25 protein-coding genes are annotated in these 25,433 nt (G+C 70.1%); 19 read left to right on the top strand and 6 right to left on the bottom strand.

Going from position 1 to position 25,433, the window contains the following annotated elements; genetic code table 11:
• The first annotated feature begins 9 nt into the window (after positions 1-9).
• The 3 genes from ACEN9J_RS07040 to ACEN9J_RS07030 all read left to right on the top strand — a co-directional run bounded on the left by ACEN9J_RS07040 (position 10) and on the right by ACEN9J_RS07030 (position 2,643).
• Entirely contained in the window at positions 10-501 is a 492-nt protein-coding gene (locus ACEN9J_RS07040; protein WP_057591089.1) for an Lrp/AsnC family transcriptional regulator, read from the top strand.
• A 101-nt stretch (positions 502-602) separates the two neighbouring features.
• Positions 603-1,475: an alpha/beta hydrolase gene (locus ACEN9J_RS07035; RefSeq protein ID WP_413763671.1), complete on the top strand. Its 873-nt coding sequence runs from the start codon at positions 603-605 to the stop codon at positions 1,473-1,475.
• A gap of 139 nt (positions 1,476-1,614) precedes the next feature.
• Complete coding sequence (locus ACEN9J_RS07030) at positions 1,615-2,643, top strand: aldo/keto reductase (protein WP_057596714.1); 1,029 nt, start codon at positions 1,615-1,617, stop codon at positions 2,641-2,643.
• 6 nt (positions 2,644-2,649) lie between these two features.
• Here ACEN9J_RS07030 and ACEN9J_RS07025 read toward each other — a convergent pair whose 3' ends face one another.
• Positions 2,650-3,549 carry a LysR substrate-binding domain-containing protein gene (locus tag ACEN9J_RS07025; protein WP_057596715.1) on the bottom strand — a complete coding sequence of 300 codons (900 nt, stop codon included), beginning with the start codon at positions 3,547-3,549 and terminating at the stop codon, positions 2,650-2,652.
• Positions 3,550-3,755: 206 nt separating this feature from the next.
• Between ACEN9J_RS07025 and ACEN9J_RS07020 the strand changes: the two genes are divergently transcribed.
• From ACEN9J_RS07020 to ACEN9J_RS07000, 5 genes are read left to right on the top strand one after another with little or no spacing between them, the layout of a single operon-like run.
• A complete protein-coding gene (locus ACEN9J_RS07020; RefSeq protein ID WP_261205946.1) occupies positions 3,756-4,919 on the top strand; it encodes a branched-chain amino acid ABC transporter substrate-binding protein in 1,164 nt (387 codons plus the stop codon).
• Between the two features lie 10 nt (positions 4,920-4,929).
• The gene (locus ACEN9J_RS07015) at positions 4,930-5,829 is read left to right on the top strand and encodes a delta(1)-pyrroline-2-carboxylate reductase family protein (RefSeq protein ID WP_261205945.1); all 900 of its coding nucleotides are present in this window, start codon (positions 4,930-4,932) and stop codon (positions 5,827-5,829) included.
• Positions 5,830-5,857: 28 nt separating this feature from the next.
• Positions 5,858-7,030 carry an NAD(P)/FAD-dependent oxidoreductase gene (locus ACEN9J_RS07010; RefSeq protein ID WP_413763670.1) on the top strand — a complete coding sequence of 391 codons (1,173 nt, stop codon included), beginning with the start codon at positions 5,858-5,860 and terminating at the stop codon, positions 7,028-7,030.
• 46 nt (positions 7,031-7,076) lie between these two features.
• The gene (locus tag ACEN9J_RS07005; RefSeq protein ID WP_413763669.1) at positions 7,077-8,102 is read left to right on the top strand and encodes a class I fructose-bisphosphate aldolase; all 1,026 of its coding nucleotides are present in this window, start codon (positions 7,077-7,079) and stop codon (positions 8,100-8,102) included.
• 47 nt (positions 8,103-8,149) lie between these two features.
• Entirely contained in the window at positions 8,150-9,445 is a 1,296-nt protein-coding gene (locus ACEN9J_RS07000) for an acetyl-CoA hydrolase/transferase family protein (protein WP_413763668.1), read from the top strand.
• A gap of 7 nt (positions 9,446-9,452) precedes the next feature.
• Here the strand turns inward: ACEN9J_RS07000 and ACEN9J_RS06995 are convergent, their stop codons facing one another.
• On the bottom strand, positions 9,453-10,349 hold the full coding sequence (locus ACEN9J_RS06995) for a ribokinase (RefSeq protein ID WP_413763667.1): 897 nt from the start codon (positions 10,347-10,349) through the stop codon (positions 9,453-9,455).
• Between the two features lie 236 nt (positions 10,350-10,585).
• Between ACEN9J_RS06995 and ACEN9J_RS06990 the strand changes: the two genes are divergently transcribed.
• Genes ACEN9J_RS06990 through ACEN9J_RS06960 form a run of 7 tightly spaced genes read left to right on the top strand, consistent with a single transcriptional unit; the run spans position 10,586 to position 18,072 of the window.
• On the top strand, positions 10,586-11,527 hold the full coding sequence (locus ACEN9J_RS06990) for an ABC transporter substrate-binding protein (RefSeq protein WP_413763666.1): 942 nt from the start codon (positions 10,586-10,588) through the stop codon (positions 11,525-11,527).
• Positions 11,528-11,562: 35 nt separating this feature from the next.
• Positions 11,563-13,053, top strand: coding sequence for a sugar ABC transporter ATP-binding protein (locus ACEN9J_RS06985; protein ID WP_413764550.1), 1,491 nt, complete (start codon positions 11,563-11,565; stop codon positions 13,051-13,053).
• Entirely contained in the window at positions 13,050-13,787 is a 738-nt protein-coding gene (locus tag ACEN9J_RS06980; RefSeq protein ID WP_057596722.1) for an HAD family hydrolase, read from the top strand. The genes ACEN9J_RS06985 and ACEN9J_RS06980 overlap by 4 nt, the downstream gene beginning before the upstream one ends.
• Positions 13,788-13,824: 37 nt before the next feature.
• On the top strand, positions 13,825-14,856 hold the full coding sequence (locus ACEN9J_RS06975; protein ID WP_057596723.1) for an ABC transporter permease subunit: 1,032 nt from the start codon (positions 13,825-13,827) through the stop codon (positions 14,854-14,856).
• Positions 14,857-14,861: 5 nt separating this feature from the next.
• Entirely contained in the window at positions 14,862-16,520 is a 1,659-nt protein-coding gene (locus ACEN9J_RS06970) for a ribulokinase (RefSeq protein ID WP_413763665.1), read from the top strand.
• Entirely contained in the window at positions 16,507-17,205 is a 699-nt protein-coding gene (araD, locus tag ACEN9J_RS06965) for an L-ribulose-5-phosphate 4-epimerase AraD (RefSeq protein ID WP_057596725.1), read from the top strand. The genes ACEN9J_RS06970 and araD overlap by 14 nt, the downstream gene beginning before the upstream one ends.
• A gap of 15 nt (positions 17,206-17,220) precedes the next feature.
• Positions 17,221-18,072 carry a DeoR/GlpR family DNA-binding transcription regulator gene (locus tag ACEN9J_RS06960; RefSeq protein WP_412179600.1) on the top strand — a complete coding sequence of 284 codons (852 nt, stop codon included), beginning with the start codon at positions 17,221-17,223 and terminating at the stop codon, positions 18,070-18,072.
• 10 nt (positions 18,073-18,082) lie between these two features.
• Here ACEN9J_RS06960 and msrA read toward each other — a convergent pair whose 3' ends face one another.
• The 4 genes from msrA to ACEN9J_RS06940 all read right to left on the bottom strand — a co-directional run bounded on the left by msrA (position 18,083) and on the right by ACEN9J_RS06940 (position 20,727).
• Positions 18,083-18,787, bottom strand: a complete 705-nt coding sequence (msrA, locus tag ACEN9J_RS06955; protein WP_057596726.1) for a peptide-methionine (S)-S-oxide reductase MsrA — start codon at positions 18,785-18,787, stop codon at positions 18,083-18,085.
• Between the two features lie 121 nt (positions 18,788-18,908).
• Complete coding sequence (locus ACEN9J_RS06950) at positions 18,909-19,163, bottom strand: pentapeptide MXKDX repeat protein (RefSeq protein WP_261205940.1); 255 nt, start codon at positions 19,161-19,163, stop codon at positions 18,909-18,911.
• Between the two features lie 108 nt (positions 19,164-19,271).
• Positions 19,272-20,063 carry a molybdopterin-dependent oxidoreductase gene (locus ACEN9J_RS06945; RefSeq protein ID WP_057596728.1) on the bottom strand — a complete coding sequence of 264 codons (792 nt, stop codon included), beginning with the start codon at positions 20,061-20,063 and terminating at the stop codon, positions 19,272-19,274.
• Between the two features lie 31 nt (positions 20,064-20,094).
• Positions 20,095-20,727, bottom strand: coding sequence for a cytochrome b/b6 domain-containing protein (locus ACEN9J_RS06940; protein WP_057596729.1), 633 nt, complete (start codon positions 20,725-20,727; stop codon positions 20,095-20,097).
• 97 nt (positions 20,728-20,824) lie between these two features.
• Between ACEN9J_RS06940 and ACEN9J_RS06935 the strand changes: the two genes are divergently transcribed.
• The 4 genes from ACEN9J_RS06935 (at position 20,825) to ACEN9J_RS06920 (ending at position 25,427) form a co-directional block, all read left to right on the top strand.
• Positions 20,825-21,550: a response regulator transcription factor gene (locus ACEN9J_RS06935; RefSeq protein WP_057596730.1), complete on the top strand. Its 726-nt coding sequence runs from the start codon at positions 20,825-20,827 to the stop codon at positions 21,548-21,550.
• Positions 21,547-23,040: a sensor histidine kinase gene (locus tag ACEN9J_RS06930; RefSeq protein ID WP_082321634.1), complete on the top strand. Its 1,494-nt coding sequence runs from the start codon at positions 21,547-21,549 to the stop codon at positions 23,038-23,040. Before ACEN9J_RS06935 ends, ACEN9J_RS06930 begins: the two co-directional genes overlap by 4 nt.
• Before the next feature lie 116 nt (positions 23,041-23,156).
• Entirely contained in the window at positions 23,157-24,080 is a 924-nt protein-coding gene (locus ACEN9J_RS06925) for a crotonase/enoyl-CoA hydratase family protein (protein WP_413763664.1), read from the top strand.
• 138 nt (positions 24,081-24,218) lie between these two features.
• Complete coding sequence (locus tag ACEN9J_RS06920; RefSeq protein ID WP_413763663.1) at positions 24,219-25,427, top strand: glycerophosphodiester phosphodiesterase; 1,209 nt, start codon at positions 24,219-24,221, stop codon at positions 25,425-25,427.
• Positions 25,428-25,433: the final 6 nt, after the last annotated feature.

Below are 25,433 nucleotides of genomic sequence, written 5' to 3'. Positions count from 1 at the left end.
ACCACGCCCATGCCCACGCCCCTCGATGCCTACGACCTCAAGCTGCTGGCGCTGGTGCAGCAGGACGCGCGCCTGCCGCAGGGCGAACTCGGCCGGCAGGTGCACCTGTCGGCCGCGGCGGTCAACCGGCGCCTGAAGCGCATGGCCGACGAGGGCGTGATCGAGCGCCATGCGGCGATCGTCAATCCCGACGCGGTGGGCTGCGAGCTCACCGTGATCGTCGAGGTCGAGGTGGAGAGCGAGCGCGCCGATCTGCTCGATGCGATGAAGCGCGGCTTCCAGGCCTGCCCGCAGGTGCAGCAGTGCTACTACGTGGCGGGCGAATGCGACTTCGTGCTGATCTTCGCGGTGCGCGGCATGGCCGAGTACACGCGGCTCACGCGCGAACTGTTCTTCGAGAACAGCAACGTGAAGCGCTTCAAGACGCTGGTGGCCATGAGCCGGGTGAAGGTGGGGCTGACGGTGCCGGTGGACGAGGCCTCGCAGGGCACCGGCGCATGAGCCCGCGCCGGAGTCGGTCCGACCGGTGCGGTTGACGCTGGCCGATCCCTGACGCAGCATCCCGCCTGGCACGACGTGTGCCGGGGAAGAAGAGGAACCGCATGAGACAAGAAGGATGGTGCCGCGCGCTCGCGGCCGTGGGCGCTTGCGCGCTCGTCGTGACGATGGCGGCGTGCGGAGGAGGCGGGGGTGGCGGTGGTGGCGGCGGGCTTCCGCTGCTGCCCTCGAGCCCGGCGCCGGAGCCACCCGCCTCGCCGCCGCCGGCGGCCACCGGCCGCGTGGTCAGCGAGACGGTCAACGCGAAGAAGTACGGCGCGGAATATCGCATCGAGGTCTTTCTTCCGGCCGCCTACGACGCGGGCACCGAATCGCTGCCCACCATCTATGCGCTCGACGGCGACGCCACCAACGGCCTGCCCGAGACACGCTTCACGAACCTGAAGAACGTGCTGCTCAAGCGCGGCACCAAGGCCATCCTGGTCGGCATCGGCGGTACCGCGCGGCGCCAGCAGGACTACAACTTCCCGGGCGCCGACGGTTACCACGCCTTCCTCGCGACGGAGCTGGTTCCCTACCTCGAGTCGAAGTACCGCATGGATCCGAAGCGCCGCATGCTCACGGGCCTGTCGACCAGCGGCAACCTCGCCGCGACCGCGTTGTTCCTCGAGGCGCCGGACGCGCTGGTGTTCTCGTACTTCCTGTCCTTCGAGGCCGCCTTCTGGCAGCAGAAGGACCTCAACTTCGAACTCGAGCAGAAGATGTTCACCGCGCTGGCCGGCAGGTCGCTGCCGGTGACGATGGTGCTGGCGCGCTGCGAGAGCGGCTGCAACGGGCCGGGCGTGAGGGAGATGTACGACCGGCTCGCGGGCCGCAACTACAAGGACTTCAAGCTGATCGCGACGCTGTTCGACGCGACCCACGTCGGCACGGACGTGCTGGCATTCGATGACGCGATGGCGAAGCTGCTGCCCTAGGCGGCTGCGCTCCGTGCGCCATGCACGGATTCCAAAGCCCGACTGCCGGCGGGGTTCTGCGCCCTCGGCCAACAATGGCGCCGATCCGCGGGCCAGTCGGCCCGCACCACCATGGCCCGCGGGCCGAAGGAGCAGCATCTTGGAATACCGTCATCTGGGCCGATCGGGCCTCAAGGTCCCCGTCCTGAGCTTCGGCACCGGCACCTTCGGGGGCAAGGGCGAATTCTTCCAGGCCTGGGGCAGCACCGACGTGGCCGAGGCCCGCAAGCTGATCGACATCTGCCTCGACGCGGGCGTCAACATGTTCGACAGCGCCGACATCTACTCGGGCGGCGCGGCCGAGTCGGTGCTCGGCGAGGCGATCAAGGGCCGGCCGCGCGACAAGCTGCTGATCTCGACCAAGGCCACCTTCCGCAGCGGCGAGGGCGCCAACGAGGTCGGCTCCTCGCGCTACCACCTGGTCGCCGCGGTCGACGCGGCCCTGAAGCGCCTGGGCACCGACTACATCGACCTGTTCCAGCTGCACGGCTTCGATGCCGCCACGCCGGTGGAAGAGACGCTCTCGACGCTCGACGACCTGGTGCGCGCCGGCAAGCTGCGCTACGTGGGCGCCTCCAACTTCTCGGGCTGGCACCTGATGAAGTCGCTGGGCGTGGCCGAGCGCTACGGCTATCCGCGCTACGTGGCGCACCAGGCCTACTACTCGCTGGTGGGCCGCGACTACGAATGGGAGCTGATGCCGCTGGCGCAGGACCAGGGCGTGGGCGCGGTGGTGTGGAGCCCGCTGGGCTGGGGCCGGCTCACCGGCAAGATCCGCCGCGGCCAGCCGCTGCCGGCCAACAGTCGCCTGCACGTCACGGCCGACATGGGCCCGCCGGTGCCCGACGAGCTGCTCTACCGCGTCGTCGATGCGCTCGAGAAGATCGCCGGCGAGACCGGCAAGACGGTGCCGCAGGTGGCGCTGAACTGGCTGCTGCAGCGCCCGACGGTGTCGAGCGTGGTGATCGGCGCGCGCGACGAGCAGCAGCTGCGCCAGAACCTCGGCGCGGTGGGCTGGAACCTCACGAAGGAGCAGGTGGCCGAGCTCGACGCGGCGAGCACGACGACGCTGGCCTATCCGTACTGGCACCAGCGCGGCTTCGCGGAGCGCAATCCGGCGCCGGTCTGATCGGGCTCAGCCCTTCTCGGGCGTCAGGCTCAGCACCCAGCGCTTGAAATGCTCGAGCGCCCCCGAGGCCGGCCGGCCCTCGGGATAGGCGAAGTAGTAGCCCTGGCTCACGTCGAGGCTGCGGTCGATCGGGATCACGAGCTCGCCGGTGCGCAGCTCGTGCTGGATCAAGAGGCGCGGCGCCAGGCCCACGCCCATGCCGGCCGCGGTGGCGGCCGTCACCATGGTGAAGAGCTCGTAGCGCGGCCCGCGCGAGGCATGCACCGTGTAGTCCCAGCCCTGCTGCGCATACCAGTCACGCCAGGCATGGGCGCGCGTGCTCAGGTGCACGTGGCGGCAGCGCGCGAACGCGGCCTCGTCCCAGGGGCCGTTGGCATCGCGGAAGGCCGGGCTGCACACCGGCACCATCTCGCCCTCGGAGAAGATGCGCCCGCCGCGCGTGTCGGGCCAGAACTGGTCGCCGAAGTAGATCGCGGCGTCGTAGGCGTTCTCCTGGAACGAGAAGGGCTGCGAGCGCGCCGACAGGTTGACCGTGATGTTGGGATGCAGCCGGCTGAAATCGGGCAGGCGCGGAATCAGCCACTGGGTCGCGAAGGTGGGCACCACCGCCACCTCGAGCACGAAGCCCATGTCGTGGCCGGCGGCGATCTCCAGCGTGTCGCGCCGGATCTGGTCGAGGTGGCGGCGGATGCGCGCCGCGTACTCGCGGCCCACGTCGGTCAGCGTGAGCCGGCGCCGCACGCGCGAGAACAGCGCCACGCCGAGCCGCTGCTCGAGCATCGCCACCTGGCGGCCGACCGCGCTCTGCGTGAGCGCCAGTTCGCTCGCGGCGCGCGTGAAGCTGCCCAGCCGCGCCGAGGCCTCGAAGGCCTGCAGCGCGCCGAGGTTGGGTATGTCTTTTCTCATCTCGCCTGCTTGTCCTGGTGGGCCGATTCTGGCGCGGCCCGCTTTCCGTCAACCAAAGCATTCATCGCGTCGCCGATCCGGCGGTCTTCCTTCCGGGATCGCACAACGTCGTGCGCATTGAGCGTTTGTTGCGCCCGCCAGCGCGACTCTATTCTGCGTTCGGGCCTCCAGCGCGGCCCGCACGCACAAACACAAGGAGACTTTCGATGACCGCTTCGCGCGTATCGCCACGGCGCCATGCAGCCGCCTCGGCCTGCCTGCTGACCGGCGTCCTGGCCGGCGCCCTGGCGCTGCCGGCCTGGGCCCAGTCCGAGCAGACGGTGCTGATCGGCCATGCCGGCCCGCTCACGGGCGGCGCCGCCCACTGGGGCAAGGACAACGACAACGGCGCGCGGCTCGCGGTGGAGGATCTCAACAGGCAGAACCTGCTGATCGGCGGCAGGAAGATCAAGTTCGTGCTGCAGTCCGAGGACGACCAGGCCGATCCCAAGCAGGCGATGGTGGTCGCCAACAAGCTGGCCGACATGGGCGTGAAGGGCATCCTCGGCCACTTCAATTCGGGCGCCGCGATTCCCGCCTCGGCCGTCTACAGCCGCGCCGGCCTGCCCGACGTGTCGACCGCCACCAACCCGAGCTTCACGAAGCAGGGCTACGACAACGTGTTCCGCATCCTCGCGAGCGACGACGACGTGGGCATGGCGATCGCGAACTACACGGTGAAGGAGCTCAAGGCCACGAAGATCGCCGTGATCGACGACCGCACCGCCTACGGGCAGGGCGCGGCCGAGGTGTTCGCGCGCGGCGTCAAGGCGCTGGGCGGCACCATCGTCGCGCAGGAGTACGGCAGCGACAAGGCGACCGACTTCATGGCGATCCTCACCAGCATCAAGGCGAAGCAGCCCGAGGTCGTGTTCTACGGCGGCATGGACGCGCAAGGCGGGCTGATCGCGCGCCAGATGAAGCAGCTCGGCATCACGGCCAAGCTGCTGGGCACCGACGGGCTGTGCACCAACGAGGTCGCCAGGATCAGCGGCGGCGCGGTCGACGGGCTGCTCTACTGCACGCGCGGCGGCAAGGAGGTCGAGAAGACCACCAGGGGCGCCGAGTTCGAGCAGCGCTACAAGGCGCGCTTCGGCGTCGACGTGCTGACCTACGCGCCCTATCTCTACGACGCGATGATGGCGCTGGCCGCCGGCATGCGCGAGGCCAACTCGGTCGAGCCCGCGGCCTACCTGCCGGCGATGCGCAAGGTGAAGTTCGACGGCGTGACCGGCGCCATCGCCTTCGATGCCAAGGGCAACCTGCAGAAGCCCGACTTCACCGTCTTCACCTACAAGGACGGCAAGCGCGTGCGCGTCGCCGGTTCTTGAGGCGGCCCCGGTGCGCACGCTCGATGCGGCCGAGACGGCCGCGGCCTTGCCCTGGGGACCGCTGGTCGAGGCCATGCTGCGGATGTTCGAGCGCGAACGCCGCGATGAGGCACGGGCCGCGCCGCGCACCGCGGTGCCGCTTGCGGCCGGCGGCACGATGCTGCTGATGCCCGCGGCCGACGCCGAGTTCGCCGCGCTCAAGACGGTGACCGTGCATGCGGGCAATGCGGCGCGCGGCCTGCCGGTGGTGCAGGGCGAGGTGGTGCTGCTCGATGCGGCCACCGGCACGCGGCTGCTCGCGCTCGACGGCAATGTGCTGACCGCGCGGCGCACGGCGGCCCTGTCGCTGGCCGGCGCGATGCGCGCGGGGCGCACGGGGGCGGAACACGTGCTGTTGATCGGCGCGGGCGTGCAGGCGCGCGCGCATGCCGAGGCGCTGGCCGAACTGTGGGGTGTGCGCCGGCTCGCGATCCATGCGCGCACCGCGGCCCATGCCGAGGACCTCGCGCGGCACATGCGTTCGCTGGGCGTCGAGGCGCAGGCGATCGCCGATCCGGACGCCGTCGCGCGCGAGGCCGACCTCGTCGTCGCCGCGACCAATGCGCTCGACCCCGTGGTGCCGCCGGACCTGCGCCCCGATGCCTGCGTGATCGCGATCGGCGCCTACCGCGCCGACATGGCCGAGGTGCCCACCGCGCTGGTGCGCCGCGGCAGCGTGTTTGTGGATACGCTGGAGGGCGCGCGCCGCGAGGCCGGCGACCTGATCCGCGCCGACGTCGATTGGCGCGCCGTGCAGGACTTCGCGCATGCGGTGCCCGCGGCGGCCCGTGCGCCGGTGCTGGTCAAGACCGTGGGCCATGCGCTGTGGGATCTGGCGGCGGCGCGGCTGGCGCATGACGAAGGAAGGTGACGATGACGAGCGGAGCGAAAGGCATTGCATGCGGCGTGTGGTGATCATCGGCGGCGGGGCCATCGGCTCGGCCATCGCCTATTTCCTGAGTCGCGATCCAGCGCAGGAGCCCTTCGAGGTCACGGTGGTCGAGCGCGACTTCTCGTACAGCCAGGCTTCGTCGGCGCTGTCGGCCAGCTCGATCCGCCAGCAGTTCTCGACCGCCATCAACATCGAGATGTCGCGCTACGGCATCGACTTCTTCCGCGGCCTGGGCCAGACGCTGCGCGTGGGCGACGAGGTGCCCGACATCGGCCTGGTCGAGCCCGGCTACCTGTACCTGGCCTCGGCGGCGGGCGAGGGCGTGCTGCGCGAGAACCATGCGTTGCAGAAGGCCCATGCGGTCGACGTGGCGCTGCTCGCGCCCGCGGAACTGAAAGCGCGCTTTCCGTGGCTCGGCGTGGAAGGCGTCGCGCTGGGATCGCTGGGCCTGTCGGGCGAGGGCTGGTACGACGGCTACAGCCTGCTGCAGGCCTTCCGCAGGAAGGCCGTGTCGCAGGGCGTGCGCTACGTGCAGGCGCAGGCGACCGGGCTGCAGTGCGAAGGGCGCCTCGTGCGCGGCGTCGTGCTCGCCGACGGCCAGGCCCTGCCGGCCGACGTGGTCGTGAATGCCGCGGGCGCCTGGGCCGCGACGGTGGCGCGCTGGGCCGGCATCGAGCTGCCGGTGCGCGGCCGCCGGCGCAGCGTGTTCAGCTTCTCGTGCCCCGAGGCCTTGCCCGGCTGCCCGCTGCTGATCGACACCTCGGGCATCTGGCTGCGCCCCGAAGGCCGCCAGTTCATCTGCGGCTTCGCGCCGCCCGAAGACCAGGACCCCGACGACGCACCGCTCGAGGTCGAGTACGAGGCCTTCGACAGCTTCATCTGGCCCGCGCTGGCCGAACGCGTGCCGGCCTTCGAGGCCATCCGCATGACCGGCGCCTGGGCCGGCTACTACGAGATGAACCTGTTCGACCACAACGCCATCCTCGGCCTGCACCCCGACTGCGACAACCTCTACTTCGCCAACGGCTTCTCGGGCCATGGCCTGCAGCAATGCCCGGCGGCGGGGCGCGGCGTGGCCGAGCTGATCCGCTTCGGCGGCTACCGCAGCCTCGACCTGTCGGCCGTGGGCTTCGAGCGCATCCTGCGCAACATGCCGCTCTTGGAGCGCAACGTCATCTAGGGGCAAACCTCGCGGGCGTAGGATGGCCCCCGAAAGGTGTCCCGACATGACCGCCAAGACATTGACCGACACGGCCGCCGCGCTGCTGGCTGCCGACAAGGGCCTGCTCGCGATGGACGAGAGCAACGCCACCTGCAACAAGCGCTTCGCCGCGCTCGGCATCCCGCAGACCGAGGCGGCGCGGCGCGACTGGCGCGAGCTGATCGTCACGGCGCCGGGGCTGTCCGACAGCATCGGCGGCGCGATCCTGTTCGACGAGACGCTGCGCCAGACCACCCACGCCGGCGTGCCCTTCGCGCAGGCCCTGGCCGCCGCGGGCATCGTGCCGGGCATCAAGGTCGATACCGGCGCCAAGCCGCTCGCGGGCCATCCGGGCGAGACCGTGACCGAGGGCCTCGACGGCCTGCGCGAACGGCTGGCCGAGTACGCGGGCCTGGGCGCGCGCTTCGCCAAGTGGCGCGGCGTGATCGCGATCGGCGCGGGTCTGCCCAGCCGCGCCTGCATCCGCGTCAACGCCCACGCGCTCGCGCGCTATGCGGCGCTGTGCCAGGAAGCAGGCCTGGTGCCGATCGTTGAACCCGAGGTGCTGATGGACGGCGACCATTCGCTCGCGCGCTGCGCCGAGGTCACGGAAGAAGTGCTGCACCGCACCTTCGCCGAGCTGCGCGCGCAGGGCGTGCTGCTCGAGGGCATGCTGCTCAAGCCGAACATGGTGCTGCCGGCGCAGAACGCCGCCGTGCAGGACGACGTGGCCGCGGTGGCCGATGCCACGGTGCATTGCCTGCTGCGCAGCGTGCCCGCGGCGGTGCCGGGCGTGGCCTTCCTCTCGGGCGGGCAGTCGGCGCAGCTCGCCTCGGCGCGGCTCAATGCGATGAATGCCCGCTTCGGCGCGGGGCTACCGTGGGCGCTGAGCTTCTCGTTCTCGCGCGCGGTGCAGCAGCCCGCGCTCGAGCTCTGGAAGGGCGACCCGGCCCGCGTGTCCGAGGCGCAGAAGGCCTTGGTGTTCCGCGCGCGCTGCAACCGGGCCGCGCGGCGCGGCACCTACGATGCGCGCAACGACGCGCCGCTGTAGGCCGCCCCTCATTTCCCATCCCTTCAGAAAAAGAGACGAGACGCTTCATGGACTTCCAGGACCAGTACCGCCGCAAGCGCGCGAGCGCTGCCGATGCCGTGCGCCAGGTGCGCAACGGCGACATGATCATCGTGCCCACCGGCGTGGGCGAGCCGCCCGCGCTGCTCGAGGCGCTGTCGGAACAGCGGCGCGATTTCCGCGACGTCAAGGTCGCGCAGATCCTCGCGATGCGCAAGTACGCCTACATCGATCCCGAGACGGTGGAGCATGTGCGCCACATCGCGCTGTTCTTCGGCGGCGCCACGCGCGCGGGCGGGCAGGAGGGCTGGATCGATTTCCTGCCCAACTACTTCTCGGAGATCCCGGCGCAGATCGAGCGCGGCCAGATTCCGGCCGACGTGGTCTTCAGCATGGCCTCGCCGATGGACGCGCACGGCTACTTCGCGCTGAGCCTGGGCGCGGACTACACGATGGCCGCCGTGGCCAAGGCGCGCGCGGTGGTGCTCGAGGTCAACCCGAACGTGCCTTTCGCGCATGGCGCCTGCCATGTGCACGTGTCGCAGGTGGCGGCGCTGGTCGAGAGCGAGGCGCCGGTGCTCGAGGTGGGGCTGCCCAAGATCGGTCCGGTGCAGCAGGCGATCGGCAAGTACGTGGCCGAGCGCATCGACGACGGCTCGACCTTGCAGATCGGCTATGGCGGCATTCCCGACGCGGTGGTGATGCAGCTCACGGCCAAGCGCGACCTCGGCATCCACACCGAGATGATCGGCGACGGCATCCTCACGCTGGTGGAGAGCGGCGCCGTGACCAACCGGCGCAAGAACCACCTGCCCGGCAAGTCGATCGCGACCTTCGCGCTCGGTTCGAGCAAGCTCTACCGCTTCATGGACCGCAACCCGGCGCTCGAGATGCATCCGGTGAACTTCACCAACGACCCGGCGCTCGCGGGCCTCAACGACAACCTGGTCGCGATCAACGCCACCATGCAGATCGACCTGCTGGGCCAGTGCGGCTCCGAGAGCCTGGGCCATGCGCCGTACTCGGGCACGGGCGGGCAGTCGGACTTCGTGCGCGCGGCCAACCGTTCGCGCGGCGGCAAGGCCTTCATCGTGCTGCCCTCGACCGCCAAGGGCGACACCATCTCGCGCATCGTGCCCTCGCTGTCTCCCGGCACGCACGTGAGCACGAGCAAGAACGACATCGACTACGTGGTGACCGAGCATGGCGTGGCGCAACTGCGCGGCAAGTCGGCCAGGCAGCGCGCGCGCGAGCTGATCGCGATCGCGCATCCGGACTTCCGCGCGGAACTCGAAGAGCAGGCACAGCGGCTGAGGCTGCTGTGAGCTCGTTCTAGGCGCCCGCGCGCTCCAGAAAGTCCTGCAGCTCGCGCTGCGTGGGCAGCGTGCTCTGCGAGCCGAAGCCGCGCACCGCGAGCGCCGCCACCGCGCAGGCCAGCCGCATCGCGCGCGGGATGCCGAGCGCCCAGTGCACCGCCAGCGCCGCGGCGAAGGCATCGCCGGCGCCGGTGGTGTCGATCACCGGCACGCGGAAGGCCGGCTGCTCGTGCAGCGTGCCCTGGGCATCGACGTGCGCCGCGCCTTCGCCGCCGCGCGTCACGACGATGCGGCCCGGCCATCTCGCCAGCAGCGCGCGCCAGTCGGACTCGCCGTCGCCGAAGCCCGCCATCAGCTCGTGCTCGTTGGCGAGGAACAGGTGCACCCGCCGCGCCAGTTCGGGCGGGATCGCGCCCGCGGGGGAGGGCGTCAGCAGGAAGGGCTTGCCGTGGCGGTGGGCGAGCTCGGCCGCCTCGAGCGCGGCCGCCAGCGGAATGCCCAGCTCGGCCAGCACCAGGTCGCTGCGCGCGAACAGCGGTTCGGCCGCGCGCACGTGCGCGGCACTGAGCCGGTGGTTGGCGCCCGGCACCACGGCGATGGCGCTCTCGCCCTGGCAGGCGAACACCGCCGCGGCGCCGGTGGGGGCGTCGGCCGTGGTGGCCACGTGGTCGGTGCGCACGCCCTCGGCACGCAGGCGGCCCAGCAGCTCGCGGCCTTCCGCGTCGTCGCCGGTGCAGCCGACCAGCCAGGCCTCGGCGCCCAGGCGCGTGGCCGCCACGGCCTGATCGGCGCCCTTGCCGCCGGACGCGCGGCGAAAGCTCTGCCCGCCCAGCGTCTCGCCGGTGCGCGGCAGGCAGGGTGCTTCGAACACGTAGTCCATGTTGATGCCGCCCACCACCAGCAAGCGAGTCATGGCTTGTCTTTTCCCCTTTGGCTGCGCCCCGCGGGGTCGCGAAGGCGCGGCAAGTATGCAGCATCAAATACGCACATAAACGGACATATATCGAGGGATTTCCCTGAGAATAATTTCGATATTGTTCGATTTGAAATGTTCGAATGAACAATAGAATTCGTTCGTTCTATCGAACAACCGAACGCCTGCCGGCTTCCGGCGCGCACCTTCCAGAGCATTCGAAAGGAGACAGGTCCATGAAGAAGTCGATCACCCGCTGCGTCGCAGCCGCCGTCCTCGCGCTGTGCGCGGGCCATGCATTCGCGCAGGACAAGCCGCTCAAGTCCATCGGCATCACGCTGGGCGACATGGCCAATCCGTTCTTCGTCGCGATCGGCCGCAGCGCCGAAGCCGAGGCCAGGAAGATCAATCCGGCGGTGAAGGTGACCACGGTCTCGAGCAAGTACGACCTCAACACGCAGGTCGACCAGATCGACAACTTCATCGCGAACAAGGTCGACGTGATCGTGCTGGGCGCGGCCGACTCGAAGGGGATCGCGCCGGCCGTGCGCAAGGCCCGCGCGGCGGGCGTGATCGTGGTGGCGGTGGACGTGACGGCCGAGGGCGCGGATGCCACCGTGATGTCCGACAACACGATGGCGGGCGCCGAGTCGTGCAAGTTCCTGGCCGAACGCATCGGCGGCAAGGGCAACTTCGTGATCGTCAACGGCCCGCCGGTGTCGTCGATCATGGACCGCGTGAAGGGCTGCAAGGAGACGCTGGCCAAGTACCCCGGCATCAAGCTGGTGTCGGACAACCAGGACGCCAAGGGCAGCCGCGACGGCGGGCTGGCGGCCATGGCCAACATCCTGACGGCGCAGCCGAAGATCGATGCGGTGTTCGGCATCAACGACCCGACGGCGATCGGCGCCGAGCTCGCGATCCGCCAGGCGCGCCGCACCGACATCAAGGTCACGGGCGGCGTCGACGGCTCGCCCGACGGCGAGGCCGCGCTCAAGGCCAAGGACTCGCTGTTCGTCGTCACGCCGGCGCAGGACCCGAACGAGATGGCCGCCGAGAGCGTGCGCGTGGCCTACGGCCTGCTCAACGGCCGCAAGCCCGCCAAGACCCTGAACCTGATGGCGACGCCGCTGACCACGCGCGACAACATCGCCGGCTACAAGGGCTGGGTGCGTTGAGCACGCAGGCCGCCATGGACGGGTTCGTGCTGGAGATGTCCGGGATCCACAAGCGCTTCGGCGCGACCCGGGCGCTGCACGACATGCGGCTGCAGGTGCGCCCCGGCGAGATCCACGCGCTGATGGGCGAGAACGGCGCGGGCAAGAGCACGCTGATGAAGATCCTCTCGGGCGTCTACCAGCCCGATGCCGGGCAGATCCGCGTGGCCGGCCAGCCGGTGGCCATCCGCAGTCCGGCCCATGGCCAGCGCGCGGGCATCAACCTGATCTACCAGGAGCTCGCCATCGCGCGGCACCTCACGGTGGCCGAGAACGTGTTCATGGGCAACGAGCCGCGCGCGGCGCTCTGGCTGGTCGACCGCGCGCGCATGCTGCGCGAGACCGAGCGCGTGCTGCAGCTGCTGGGCGCGCAGTTCGGCGCCGACTGGCCGGCCGGCCGGCTGTCGATCGCCGAGCAGCAGCAGGTCGAGATCGCGCGGGCGCTGGTCCACAAGGGCCGCATCCTGATCATGGACGAGCCGACCGCCGCGCTGTCGGACCGCGAGACGGCGCACCTGTTCCGCGTCATGCGGCGGCTGCGCGACGACGGCATCGCGATCATCTACATCAGCCACCGGATGGCCGAGGTCACGGCGCTGGCCGACCGCGTGACGGTGCTGCGCGACGGCTGCCACGTGGCCGACCTGGCGCGCGACCAGATCGACGAGCAGCGCATCGTGCAGATGATGGTCGGGCGCACGCTGACCGACTTCTACCAGCACCGCGGCCGGCGCCCGCCCGGGCGCGTGATGCTGGAGCTGCGCGACCTCAGCGGGCCGCGCAACCGGCCGAGCAGCCTGCGCGTGCATGCGGGCGAGGTGCTGGGCCTGGCCGGGTTGGTCGGGGCCGGGCGCTCCGAGCTGGCGCGGCTGGTGGTGGGCGCCGACGCGCGCACCGGTGGCACGATCCTGGTCGACGGCCAGCCGGTCGACGTGCGCCGTCCGCTCGACGCCATCCGCCTCGGCCTGGGCTACGTGCCCGAGGACCGCAAGGGGCAGGGCCTGTTCCTGCAGCTCAGCGCGCTGACCAACGTGGCGATCAACGTGCTGCCGCGGCATGCGGTCGCGGGCGTGCTGAACCACGGCGCGCTCGACCGCCTGACGCGCCGGGCCATCGCGCGGCTCAACGTGAAGATCGCGGGGCCGCAGGGCATCGTGGGAGCGCTGTCGGGCGGCAACCAGCAGAAGCTGCTGCTGGCGCGCTGGCTCGAGATCCAGCCGCGCGTGCTGATCCTCGACGAGCCCACGCGCGGCGTCGACGTCGGCGCCAAGAGCGAGATCTACCGGATCATCGGCGAGCTGTCCGAGGCCGGCGTCGCCGTGGTCGTGATCTCGAGCGAGCTGCCCGAGATCGTCGGCGTGTGTGACCGCGTGCTCGTGATGCGCGAAGGCGCCATCGCGGGCGAACTCGCGGGCGATCGCATCACCCAGGAAAACATCATCCAACTCGCAGTCAACGCTCCCGAGCCGGAGCGGCACATCGCATGAACGCCTCGACCGCAATCCACCCTTCCTCCTCTTCTTCGCCGCTCCAGGCCGTGGTCTTCGACATGGACGGCGTGCTGATCGACACCGAGATCGTCTGGCAGCGCGTGCGCGAGGACTTCGCGCAGAGCATCGGCGCGCGCTGGACCACCGAGGACCAGGAGTCGACCATGGGCACCAACACCGCGGCCTGGTCGCGCATCATGGTCGAGCGCCTGCAACTGCGCGAGCGCAACGGCATGGACGAGGCCGCGATCGCGCGCGAGATCGTGGGCCGCATGCTGGCGCAGTACCGGCGCCACCTGCCGCTGCGCGCCGGTGCCGTGGAGGCGGTGCGCATGGCCGCGCGCTCGCACGCGGTGGCGCTGGCCACGGGCTCGCCGGCCGAGCTCGCGCACCACGTGCTGCAGGCCAGCGGCCTGGCGCCGCTGATGCAGGCCGTGGTCTGCGGCGACGACGTCGAGCACGGCAAGCCCGCGCCCGACATCTACCTGCTCGCGCTGTCGCGCCTGGGCATCGCGCCGCAGGCCGCGGTCGGCATCGAGGACAGCGCCAACGGCCTGCGCTCGCTCAAGGCCGCCGGCATGGCCGCGATCGCCGCGCCCGGGCCCGACTACCCGCTGTCGGCCGAGGCGCTCGCGCTGGCCGACCTGCGCATCGACACCATGGAAGCGCTGACGCCCGGGCTGCTGCAGCAGGCCCATGCCAACGCCAACGCCACGCGCGCGCCGCGCTGATCCGCGCCGCACACCCCCACACCACCGAGCCCTCGCCATGTCCAAGACACTCGTTTCCCCGGCGCTCCCGCCGGCATCCCCCCCGGGCGGCACGCCGGCGCGCGCCAGCCGCGCGACCGGCATCCTCCAGCGCCTGGGCATGCTGCCCGCGTTGCTGATCCTCTACCTCGTGTTCTGGGGCCTCACCGTCTACCTGTCGGGCGACGGCGGCTCGAACTTTGCGACCACCGCGAACACGATGAACATCCTGCGCCAGGTCTCGATCAACCTGGTGCTCGCGGCCGGCATGACCTTCGTGATCCTGACCGCGGGCATCGACCTGTCGGTGGGCTCGATGCTGGCCGTGTCCGCGGTGCTGGGCATGCTCACCTCGCTTACTTCGCACGCGGCGCTGTCGCTGCCGGTGTTCCTCGCTGCGGGCCTGCTGATGGGGCTGCTCAACGGCACCACGGTGGCGCTGCTGAAGATCAATCCCTTCATCGTGACGCTGGGCACCATGACCGCGCTGCGCGGCGCCGCCTACCTGTTCGCCGACGGCACCACGGTGCTCAACAGCGAGATCCCTAGCTTCGGCTGGATCGGCAACGAGGACTTCCTGGGCCTGCCCTGGCTGGTGTGGATCGCCGCCGGCGTGACGCTGCTGTCGTGGGTCATCCTGCGCAAGACCATCCTCGGCCTGCACATCTACGCGGTGGGCGGCAACCCCGAGGCGGCGCGCCTCACGGGCATCGGCGTGGGCGGCGTGCTGCTGTTCGTCTATGCCATCAGCGGCCTGTTCTCGGGCCTGGCCGGCGCCATGTCGGCGAGCCGGCTGTTCGGCGCCAACGGCAACTGGGGCACCGGCTACGAGCTCGACGCGATCGCGGCGGTGGTGCTCGGCGGCACCAGCCTGATGGGCGGCGTGGGCTCGATCGGCGGCACCATCATCGGCGCGCTGATCATCGGCGTGATCAACAACGGCCTGACCATCCTCGGCGTCTCTTCGTTCTGGCAGTACGTGGCCAAGGGCGCGGTGATCCTGCTCGCGGTGATCATCGACAGATGGCGGCAGAAGCAATCGCAGCACTGAGCGCCATGACCTCCATCACTCCTGTCATCGGCGTCGACTTCGGCTCCGATTCCTGCCGCTGCGTGATCGCCGACGCCTTCACCGGCGAGGAACTCGCGAGCGCGGTGGCGGCCTTTCCGCGCTGGGCCGCCGGCCAGTACTGCGATCCGGTGCGGCGCATCTTCCGCCAGCATCCGCTGGACCATCTCGAGGCGCTGACCCAGGCGGCGCGCGGCGCGCTGTCGCAGGTGGCGCCCACGGTGCGCGCCGGCGTACGCGGCCTGTCGATCGCGACCACCGGCTCCACCTCGGCGCCGGTCGACGCGGACGGCCGCCCGCTGGCGCTGCAGCCGGCCTTCGCCGACAACCCGAACGCGATGTTCCTGATGTGGAAGGACCACAGCGCCACGCTCGAGGCCGAGCAGATCACCGCCACCGCGCGCGGCTGGGGCGGCGTCGACTACACGGCGCACATCGGCGGCGTGTACTCGGCCGAGTGGTACTGGGCCAACCTGCTGTGGGTGTTCCGGCACGACGCGCGGGTGCGCCAGGCCGCCGCGAGCTGGGTCGAGCATTGCGACTGGCTGCCGGCCGAACTCACCGGCACCACCGCGCCCGCGCAGCTGCGCCGCAGCCGCTGCGCCGCCGGCCACAAGGCGATGTGGAACGAGCGCCATGGCGGCCTGCCGTCGCAGGCCTTCCTGAGCCGGCTCGATCCGCTGCTCGACGGCATCCGCGAGCGGCTCTACGAGCGCACCTGGACCGCCGAGACGCCGATCGGCACGCTCACGCCCGCCTGGGCCGACCGGCTGGGCCTGCCCGGCGACGTGACGGTCGGCGTGGGCGCCTTCGATGCCCACATGGGCGCCGTCGGTGCCGGCATCCGCCATCACACGCTGGTCAAGATCATGGGCACCTCGACCTGCGACATCGTGCTGGCGCCGACCGAGGAACTCGGGGACCGCGTGGTCGAGGGCATCTGCGGCCAGGTCGACGGCTCGGTGATGGCCGGGGCCATCGGCCTGGAAGCCGGGCAGTCGGCCGTGGGCGATGCCTTCGCATGGTTCGCGCGCGTGCTCGAGTGGCCGCTGCAGGACGGCGAAGCGCGCGAGGCGCTGCGCGCCGAACTGCTGCCGCGGCTCGAGCGCGCCGCCGCGCTGGAGCCGCCGGGCGCGCACGGCGTGGCCGCGCTCGACTGGCTCAACGGGCGCCGCACGCCCTATGCCGACCAGACGCTGCACGGTGCGCTGTTCGGGCTGTCGCTGGGCAGCTCGGCGCCGCAGCTCTACCGCGCGCTGGTCGAGGCCACGGCCTTCGGCGCAAAGGCGATCGTCGACCGCTTCACCGAGTCGGGCGTGCGCATCGACGAGGTGCTCGCGATCGGCGGCGTGGCGCGCAAGTCGGCGCTGCTGATGCAGATCCAGGCCGATGTGTTCGACCAGCGCATCCGCGTGGCGAAGTCGGAGCAGGCGGTGGCGCTGGGCGCCGCCATGTGCGCGGCGGTCGCATGCGGCCTGCATGCCGACATTCCCGCCGCGCAGCGGGCCATGGCCTGCGGCTTCGACCTGGTCTACGAGCCGCGGCCCGCGGAGGCCGCGGCCTATCGTTTACTATTCCGGCGCTATCGCGAGATGGGCGCCTTGGTGCAAGGGATGAAGGAGAAGGTGGGCCATGACGCTGCATAGAGAACTCAAGCGCGAGGCCTACGAGGCCAACCTGGAAATCCCGAAGCAGGCGCTGGCGCTGTACACCTTCGGCAACGTGAGCGCCTTCGATGCCCGCCAGGGCGTCTTCGCGATCAAGCCCAGCGGCATGCCCTACGACCGGATGACGGCCGACGACATGGTGGTGGTCGATCTCGAGTCGCGCGTGGTCGAAGGCAGCCTGCGGCCCTCGAGCGATACGAAGACCCATGCGGTGCTCTACCGCGCCTTCGAAGGCATCGGCGGCGTCTGCCACACGCACTCGGTGCATGCGGTCGCCTGGGCCCAGGCGCGGCGCCCGATCCCCATCTACGGCACCACGCATGCGGACCACCTCACGGTGGCGGTGCCGGTCACCGAGGTCATCAGCGACGAGGCCGTGGCGCGCGACTACGAGGAGGAGACCGGCCTGCAGATCGTGCGGCGGATGCAGGGCATCTCGCCGCAGGAGGTCGAGATGATCGTGGTGTCGTGCCACGGGCCCTTCACCTGGGGCAAGAGCGCGATGAAATCCGTGTACAACGCACGCGTGCTCGAGGAACTGGCGCAGATGGCCTATCTCACGCAATCGATCGACCCCCAGGCGCGCGAGCTGCCGAGCGCCGTGATCCGCAAGCACTACGAACGCAAGCATGGCGCCGGCGCCTACTATGGGCAGGCCCGATAGACACACGAACCCGCGATGACCCGAAACGCTTCCCGTCCCACGCCCCAGGCCTTCGAGCCGCCGTCCGATCCGTCGCGGCAGGAGGCCCTGCAGGCGACGACGGCGGAGCACCGGCACATGCTGATCCTCAAGGTGCTGGCGCAGGAGGGCGCCTGCCGGGTCAGCGACATGGCGCGCCGCTTCACGCTGTCGGAGATGACGCTGCGGCGCGACCTGCAGGAGATGCACGACGCCGGCCTGCTCAAGCGGGTGCACGGCGGTGCGCTGCCGATCGGGCGCGACACCGAGTTCGGCGTGCGCATCCAGGAAGGCTCGTCGCAGAAGCAGCAGATCGGCACGGCGGCGGCCGGGCTGATCCAGGACGGCTGGTCGATCTACCTCGACGCCGGCACCACCTCGATGGAGGTGGCACGCGCGATCCAGCAGGGCCTGAAGAACGTGAAGCGGCTCGCGATCGTCACCAACGGCATCAACATCGCCGCCGAGCTGGTGGGCCGCACGCCCTACGACATCTACGCGATCGGCGGCGAGATCTACGCCGCCGGCGTGAGCGCGGTGGGCCCGATGACGCTGGCCCAGGTCGCGAACTTCCATTTCGACCTGTTCTTCATGGGCGCGCGCGGGGTCGATGCCGAGGTGGGCTGGACCAACACCAACCACCTCGAAACGCAAGTCAAGCACGCGGTGATGGAGCGCAGCCGGCAGGTGTGCGCGATCGTGGACAGCAACAAGTGGGGTCAGCGCGCGCTGGTCTCGGTGGTGCCCTTCGGCGCGGTGACGCACTGGGTCAGCGACGCGCGGCTGCCGCAGGCGGCGCGCGATGCGGCGTCGGCCCAGGGGGTGGAACTGGTGATCGCGGGCGGCTGACCGAGGGCTCTCAACCGGCCTTCGCGGCCGCACTCACCAGCGCCGGCGCCGACCGATAGCTCTCGGGAAAGAGCTTCTTCAGATCGTCGATCTTGGGCCAGTCGTTGACGACGATGTAGCCGTGGTCCGGGTGCTTGGTGAGGAAGTCCTGGTGGTAGTCCTCGGCGGCGTAGAAGGGCTTGCCCGTCTCGATGGTGGTGGCCAGCGGCTTGCCGAAGGTCTTGGCCTGGTTCAGCTGCGCGATGTAGGCCTTCGCGATGCGTGCCTGCTCCGCGTTCTCGGCGAACACGGTGGAGCGGTACTGGGTGCCGGTGTCGGGGCCCTGGCGATTGAGTTCGGTCGGGTCGTGCGCGACCGAGAAATAGATCTGCAGCAGCTTGCCGTAGCTGATCTGCTTGGGGTCGTAGGTGATGCGCACCGATTCGGCATGGCCGGTGCGGCCCGAGCCGACCTCGTCGTACCTGGCGGTCTTGGCATCGCCGCCCGCATAGCCCGAGACGGCATTGCTCACGCCCTGCACGCGCTGGAACACGCCCTGCACGCCCCAGAAGCAGCCGCCCGCGAAGACGGCGGTTTCGGTCTTCGCGGCGGGTGGCGCCACGAGGTCGGCGGTGGGGGCGGGCACGCGGCGCGCGGGCTCGGCGGCGGAAGGCACGGCGTGCCAGATGGTGGCGGCGGCGACGATGGCGGCCGCCGAAAGTGCGAAGGTCTTCATGGAGTGCCTCGAGGGTGGGGGTGGCGGCGTCGACCGCGCAACCATGCCGTGCCGCGCGGCTTTCGTCAATGCGCAGCGAGGGTGGCCCGGCGGCGGTCGCGCCGGGGCCGCCCGTCGCGCCTTACTTCTTCATCTCGTCCTTGCCCATGGCGTCCTTCTTCATGGCGTCCTTGGCCATGCCGTCCTTCGCCATGTGGTCCTTCTTCATCGCGTCCTTGGACATGCCATCCTTGGCCATGGCGTCCTTCTTCATGCCGTCCTTGGCCATGGCATCCTTCGACATCGCATCCTTGGCCATCTCGTCGGCCGCGAAGGCGGTGGAGGCGGCACCGAAGGCCAGGCAGGTGGCGAGCAGGGTGGCGGTGAGCTTGTTCATATCGGTTCTCCTGAGTGAGTGGATTTCGTCTTCATCAAAAAATGGCGCGGTCCGCAAGGAACTCGGCCTCTCGCTTTCATCGGCAACCAGGTCGTCGCGGGCGACGGCTCAGCTCCCTCCGAACCAGTTGTAGCCCTGGTCTTCCCAGTAGCCACCTGAATAGGTATTGCTGACGAACAGCGCCTGGATGTGCTTGGGGTTCTTGTAGCCAAGCTTGGTCGGCATCCGCAGCTTCATCGGAAAGCCGTACTTCGGCGGCAGCACCTCGCCGTCGTAGGTCAGCGCCAGCAGGGTCTGCGGATGCAGCGCGGTGGCCATGTCGATGCTGGTGTAGTAGTCGTCGGCGCACTTGAAGCCGACGTAGCGCGCGGTGGTGTCGGCACCGACGTGGCGCAGAAAATCGGCGAAGCGCACGCCGCCCCAGCGGCCGATGGCGCTCCAGCCCTCGACGCAGATATGGCGCGTGATCTGCTCGTGCTGCGGCATGGCGCGCAGCTCGGGCAGTGTCCAGCGGCGCTTGTCGGCGACCAGTCCTGTGACCTCGAGGCGGTAGCTTTCCCCGTCGACCTCGCGGACCTCGTCCTCGCCGTAGTAGGCATTGAACGGAAAGGGCCGCGTGATCATCGAGGCGGGATAGGTCTCGGCGAGTTGCGTGGGGCTGAAGATCAGGCCCTGCACCCGGTCGTTGAAGCGCGAGATCTTCGAGAGCGCGGCCTCGACGTGGCTGTCGTCGCTGATGCTGCAGCCTGTGAGCAGCGACAGGCCACCCAGGGTCAGCGAGCGTTGCAGGAAGGCACGGCGTGCGGGGTGCTCGACCTTCTTCGCGATCAGTTGGCGGGCTTCTTTCACCACTGCCTCGCTGTCGACGGCGGTCATCCTTGGGGCTTTGAAGATTCTCATGTCTGGCTTTGGTTGTGAAGAGCCACGAAATTCATTGGGATCCCCGAGGCAAACGCCCAAGCACCATCGCAAGCAAGGTGCGAGGAACCAGCGCCACCATGACCAGATGCAGCGCGACGAAGGCAACAAGCGAAGCCATGCCGAAGAAGTGAATGCGCCGCGCGAACTCGTAGCCACCCAGCAGATCGCGCAACACAGCAAACTGCACCGACTTCCAGAGCACCAGCCCCGACAGCACGATCAACACGATGTCGAGCATCACGAACAGGTAGGCCAGCCGCTGCACGTTGTTGTAGCGGCGCGGATCGGCATGCGAGAGCCGGCCCTTGAGTGCCGACAGCGCGTCGTGCCACACGCCGGCGGGCGTGACCGGAAAGAACTTGGCGGCCAGCCGTCCGCTCGCGATGTTGAGCGCCAGGTAGACGAAGCCGTTGAACACCAGCAGCCACATCGCCGCGAAGTGCCACTGCAAAGCGCCGCCGAGCCAGCCGCCGAGCGTGGCCCCGGACGGGAAGGTGAAGGGGAAGAAGGGCGCCGCGTTGTAGATGCGCCAGCCGCTCGTCACGAGCACCAGCACCGCCAGCGCATTGAGCCAGTGCGTGATGCGCATCCACAGCGGGTGGATGGGACGGGTGTCCGGGGCGGCGAGGGCGGTGCTGTTCATGGAGCGAATTCTTGGCCGCACCCCCTGGCCGATTCATCACGCAAAGTTCAAAGAATCGTGATAACTCGGGAATCCGTATCGCGGGACAATCGGCGCCATGGACACCCCCAAACGCGTGCTGCTGGTCGAAGACGACGCCCACATCGCCGAATTGCTGCGCATGCACCTGCGCGACGAAGGCTATGCGGTGGTGCATGCGGCCGATGGGCACGCGGGGCTGCGCGAACTGGAGCGCGGCCAGTGGGACGCGCTGGTGCTCGACCTCATGCTGCCCGGCATCGACGGGCTCGAGATCTGCCGCCGCGCACGCGCCATGGCACGTTACACCCCGATCATCATCATCAGCGCGCGCTCGAGCGAGGTGCACCGCATCCTCGGCCTCGAGCTCGGCGCCGACGACTACCTGGCCAAGCCCTTCTCGGTGCTCGAGCTGGTGGCGCGCGTGAAGGCGCTGATCCGCCGCACCGATGCGCTGGCGCGCAATGCGCGGCTGGAGTCGGGCAGCCTCGCGCTCGGCAACCTCGAGATCGAGCCGCTCGCGCGCGAGGTGCGCGTGGACGGCAAGGCCATCGAGCTCACGCCGCGCGAGTTCGACCTGTTGTACTTCTTCGCGCGCCATCCCGGCAAGGTGTTCTCGCGGCTCGACCTGCTCAACCAGGTCTGGGGCTACCAGCATGACGGCTACGAGCACACCGTCAACACCCACATCAACCGGTTGCGCACCAAGGTCGAGGCTGATCCGGCCGCACCGCGTCGCATCCTCACCGTCTGGGGCCGCGGCTACAAGCTCGCGGCCGACGGCCAGGAGGAGGCCGGGTCATGATGGGCTGGGCCACCCTCTCGCGCCGGCTGTCGCTGGTGTTCGCGCTGCTGCTGCTGGTGTGCTGCGGCGCCTCGGCCTGGCTGCAGCTGCGCGCGAACGGACGCCATGAGCAGGAGGTGGTGCAGCGGCTGTCGAGCGGGTTGGCCGCGCACATCGCCCAGAACGCCGAACTGATGCGCCCGGGCGGCCTCGACCCCGAGGCGGTGAAGCGGCTGTTCGACCAGTTGATGGCCGTGAACCCGAGCGTGGAGCTCTACGTGCTCGCGCCCGACGGCCGCATCGCGGCGCAGGCCGCGCCGCCGGGCCATCTCAAGCGCGACCGCGTCGACCTCGCGCCGGTGCGCCGCCTGCTCGCGGGCGAACCGATGCCGATCCTCGGTGAGGACCCGCGCAACCTGCAGGCGGCCAAGGTCTTCAGCGCCGCGCCGCTGCGCATGAACGGCCGCGAGGCGGGCTATGTCTACGTGGTGCTGCAGGGCGAGGACCACGATGCGCTGGCGGCCAACGTGGCGGCCGACAACGTGCTGCGCACCACCCTGTGGTCGATGGCGCTGGTGGCGCTGCTCGGGCTGGTGGCGGGAACGGCCGCGTCCTGGCTCATCACGCGGCCCCTGCGCGAACTCACGGCCGCGGTGCGGCGCTTCGAGACCGAGGGCATCGACGCGCTCGAGGGCCAGGCGCCCACGCTCGAGCGCATCGCGCGCGGCGGCGGCGAGATCGCCTTGCTCGCGCAGGCCTTCGCCCAGATGACGCGGCGCATCGCCGAGCAGTGGCGCGAGCTCACCCTGCAGGACCAGCAGCGGCGCGAGCTGTTCGCCAACGTCTCGCACGACCTGCGCACGCCGCTGACCTCGCTGCACGGCTACCTCGAGACCCTGCGCCTGAAGGCCGGCACGCTCGACGAGGAGGAGCGCCGGCGCTACCTCGACATCGCGCTCGACCAGAGCCGCAAGGTGGGGCGGCTCGCGCAGGAGCTGTTCGAGCTGGCGCGGCTCGAGTACGGCGTGGTCAAGCCCGAGAAGGAGCGCTTCGCGCTGGCCGACCTGGTGCAGGACGTGTTCCAGAAGTTCGAGCTCGCGGCCGAGTCGCGGCAGCAGAGGCTGCGTCCCGACATCGCGCCGGGCCTGCCGGTGGTGTCGGCCGACCTCGGGATGATCGAGCGCGTGCTGACCAACCTGCTCGACAACGCGATCCGCCACACGCCGGCCGGCGGCGAGATCGTGGTGCAGCTGCGGGCGGCCACGGGCGACGAGGGCGCGGGCGTGACGGTGCAGGTCAGCGACACCGGGCCCGGCATTCCGCGCGAGCTGCAGCCCAGCCTGTTCACGCGCCCGGCCTTCACCGGCAGCGTGCGCAGCGATGGCTCGGGCGGCGGCGGGCTGGGGCTGGTGTTCGTGCAGCGCATCCTGCAGCTGCATGGCAGCGACATCCGGCTGGTGCCGCAGGCGGGTCGCGGCGCGGTGTTCCGCTTCCGGCTCTCGGGCGCCTGAGCATCGGGCGCATCGGTGCAAGCGCCGGTTGCGCGCGCGGCGGCCGATGCTACAAGCGGATGCGGGATGCAGGCACGTCGACCTGCACCCGACGATCCACCCAGGAGACACCGCCCATGCCCGACTTCCGCACCGTCGTCATCGACCAGGATCCGCAGCATCCGCGCATCGCGCGCCTCGTGCTCAACCGCCCCGAGAAGCTCAACGCCATCGCCGAGACCACGCCCACCGATATCCGCCATGCGGTGGAGTGGGCCCAGGCCGAGGACGAGGTGCACGTGATCGTGGTCGAGGGCGCGGGCCGCGCCTTCTGCGCCGGCTACGACCTCGGCGACTATGCCGAGGGCCACGGGCGCGAGGGGCAGGGCGAGCATCCGTGCCGGCAGGAGAAGACGCCCTGGGACCCGATGCTCGACTACGCCGCGATGAAGCGCAACACCGACGACTTCATGGCACTGTGGCGCTGCACCAAGCCGACCATCGCCAAGGTGCATGGCTACGCGGTGGCCGGCGGCAGCGACATCGCGCTGTGCTGCGACCTGCTGGCCATGGCCGACGACGCGCGCATCGGCTACATGCCCACGCGCGTGTGGGGCTGCCCGACCACGGCCATGTGGACCTACCGGCTAGGCGCGCTGCGCGCCAAGCAGCTGATGTTCACCGGCGACACCATCGACGGCGCGCAGGCGGCCGAATGGGGCCTGGCCAACTTCGCGGTGCCGGCCGAAGAACTCGACGCCGCCACGCTGAAGCTGGCGCTGCGCATCGCGGGCGTGCCGCGCTCGCACCTGATGATGCACAAGCTGGTGGTCAACCAGGTCTGGCATTCGATGGGCCTGGAGCAGAGCCAGATGTTCGCCACCGTGTTCGACGGCATCACGCGCCACAACCCCGAGGGCATGTGGTTTCGCCGCCAGGCCGAGGCCGAGGGCTTCAAGAGCGCGGTGCAGTGGCGCGACAGCGGGCGCGACATCCCCGAAGGCGACGAGGCGAGGGCGCTGATCGCCGCGCTCGAGGCGAAGCTGGCCGCGCGCTCCTGAGCGAGGCGCGGGGGCCGTGCATGTCACGGCGCGGACACACGGCCTCGCAATGATCCGACGCCCGCCAAGAACCCATAACAACGCGCGGCGGGTGGCGACGAATCCGTACCAGCCACACAGCGAGAGAGAGGGTCTCCCATGCAGTCATTTCCCCTGGCCAGGATCGCCCTGGCGGTCGGCGCCTGCGCGCTCATGAGCGCTTGCGGTGGAGGAGGCGGCGGCGGCGCCGTCTTCCCGATCCTGCCGCCCGCACCGGCCCCCGCGCCGCCGGCACCGCCGCCGCCGCCCGCGCCGGCCCCCGTGCCCGCCGCGCTCGTGATCGGGCACCGCGGCGAACCCGCCAAGCGCCCCGAGCACACGCTGGCCTCGTACCAGCAGGCCATCGACGACGGCGCCGACTTCATCGAACCCGACCTCGTGCCGACCAAGGACGGCGAGCTGGTGGCGCGCCACGAGAACGCGATCGCCATCGTCGACGCCAACGGCAACGTGCTCGAGGCCACCACCAACGTGGTCGACGTGCCGAAGTTCGCGAGCCGCAAGACCACCAAGACCATCGACGGCCGCGCTGTCACCGGCTGGTTCACCGAGGACTTCACGCTGGCCGAGCTCAAGGAGCTGCGCGCGCGCGAGCGCATTCCCGCGCAGCGCCCGGCCAACGTGTCGTTCAACGACCAGTTCCAGGTGCCCACGCTCGACGAGGTGATCGAGCTCGCGAAAGCGCAGTCGCAGGCCAAGGGCCGCACCATCGGCATCTATCCCGAGACCAAGCACCCGACCTACTTCCGCTCGATCGGCCTGCCGCTCGAGAACAAGCTGCTCGATACCCTGCAGAAGCACGGCCTGAACAAGGCCGATGCGCCGGTGTTCGTGCAGTCCTTCGAGACCGGCAACCTCAAGGACGTGCGCCTGCGCAGCACGGTGAGGATCGTGCAGCTGATCGGCGGCTCGGGCGCGCCCTACGACCTCGTGGCACTGGGCGACAAGCGCACCTATGCCGATCTCGTGAAACCCGAGGGCCTGGCCGAGATCGCGACCTATGCGCAGGGCATCGGTCCCGACAAGTCGCGCGTGATCCCGGTGGTGGCCGGCAAGCTGGGCACGCCCACCACGCTGGTGAAGGATGCGCACGACAAAAAGCTGTTCGTCCACATCTACACGGTCCGGCCCGAGAACGCCTTCCTGCCCGACAGCCTCAAGAAGGAGCCGAAGGCCGACGGCACCGTGCATGGCGACACGGCGGCGGAGATCACCGCTTTCCTCGATGCCGGGATCGACGGGCTGTTCGTCGACAGCGCCGCGACCGCGGTGCCGGTGGTGAAGGCCTACAGCGCGCAGAAGCGCTGAAGGCGG

The sequence above is a fragment of the Variovorax sp. Varisp41 genome (assembly GCF_047325085.1).
Taxonomy (GTDB): domain Bacteria; phylum Pseudomonadota; class Gammaproteobacteria; order Burkholderiales; family Burkholderiaceae_C; genus Variovorax.
The sequence above is the reverse complement of the archived record's forward strand: the minus strand, read 5'-3'. Positions and strand labels throughout refer to the sequence as shown.

Coding starts and splice junctions, on each gene's coding strand:
- ACEN9J_RS07040 (WP_057591089.1), top strand. CDS start 10: ATGCCCACGCCCCTCGATGCCTACGACCTCAAGCTGCTGGCGCTGGTG.
- ACEN9J_RS07035 (WP_413763671.1), top strand. CDS start 603: ATGAGACAAGAAGGATGGTGCCGCGCGCTCGCGGCCGTGGGCGCTTGC.
- ACEN9J_RS07025 (WP_057596715.1), bottom strand. CDS start 3,549: ATGAGAAAAGACATACCCAACCTCGGCGCGCTGCAGGCCTTCGAGGCC.
- ACEN9J_RS07020 (WP_261205946.1), top strand. CDS start 3,756: ATGACCGCTTCGCGCGTATCGCCACGGCGCCATGCAGCCGCCTCGGCC.
- ACEN9J_RS07010 (WP_413763670.1), top strand. CDS start 5,858: ATGCGGCGTGTGGTGATCATCGGCGGCGGGGCCATCGGCTCGGCCATC.
- ACEN9J_RS07005 (WP_413763669.1), top strand. CDS start 7,077: ATGACCGCCAAGACATTGACCGACACGGCCGCCGCGCTGCTGGCTGCC.
- ACEN9J_RS07000 (WP_413763668.1), top strand. CDS start 8,150: ATGGACTTCCAGGACCAGTACCGCCGCAAGCGCGCGAGCGCTGCCGAT.
- ACEN9J_RS06995 (WP_413763667.1), bottom strand. CDS start 10,349: ATGACTCGCTTGCTGGTGGTGGGCGGCATCAACATGGACTACGTGTTC.
- ACEN9J_RS06990 (WP_413763666.1), top strand. CDS start 10,586: ATGAAGAAGTCGATCACCCGCTGCGTCGCAGCCGCCGTCCTCGCGCTG.
- ACEN9J_RS06985 (WP_413764550.1), top strand. CDS start 11,563: ATGTCCGGGATCCACAAGCGCTTCGGCGCGACCCGGGCGCTGCACGAC.
- ACEN9J_RS06980 (WP_057596722.1), top strand. CDS start 13,050: ATGAACGCCTCGACCGCAATCCACCCTTCCTCCTCTTCTTCGCCGCTC.
- ACEN9J_RS06975 (WP_057596723.1), top strand. CDS start 13,825: ATGTCCAAGACACTCGTTTCCCCGGCGCTCCCGCCGGCATCCCCCCCG.
- ACEN9J_RS06970 (WP_413763665.1), top strand. CDS start 14,862: ATGACCTCCATCACTCCTGTCATCGGCGTCGACTTCGGCTCCGATTCC.
- araD (WP_057596725.1), top strand. CDS start 16,507: ATGACGCTGCATAGAGAACTCAAGCGCGAGGCCTACGAGGCCAACCTG.
- ACEN9J_RS06960 (WP_412179600.1), top strand. CDS start 17,221: ATGACCCGAAACGCTTCCCGTCCCACGCCCCAGGCCTTCGAGCCGCCG.
- msrA (WP_057596726.1), bottom strand. CDS start 18,787: ATGAAGACCTTCGCACTTTCGGCGGCCGCCATCGTCGCCGCCGCCACC.
- ACEN9J_RS06950 (WP_261205940.1), bottom strand. CDS start 19,163: ATGAACAAGCTCACCGCCACCCTGCTCGCCACCTGCCTGGCCTTCGGT.
- ACEN9J_RS06945 (WP_057596728.1), bottom strand. CDS start 20,063: ATGAGAATCTTCAAAGCCCCAAGGATGACCGCCGTCGACAGCGAGGCA.
- ACEN9J_RS06940 (WP_057596729.1), bottom strand. CDS start 20,727: ATGAACAGCACCGCCCTCGCCGCCCCGGACACCCGTCCCATCCACCCG.
- ACEN9J_RS06935 (WP_057596730.1), top strand. CDS start 20,825: ATGGACACCCCCAAACGCGTGCTGCTGGTCGAAGACGACGCCCACATC.
- ACEN9J_RS06930 (WP_082321634.1), top strand. CDS start 21,547: ATGATGGGCTGGGCCACCCTCTCGCGCCGGCTGTCGCTGGTGTTCGCG.
- ACEN9J_RS06925 (WP_413763664.1), top strand. CDS start 23,157: ATGCCCGACTTCCGCACCGTCGTCATCGACCAGGATCCGCAGCATCCG.
- ACEN9J_RS06920 (WP_413763663.1), top strand. CDS start 24,219: ATGCAGTCATTTCCCCTGGCCAGGATCGCCCTGGCGGTCGGCGCCTGC.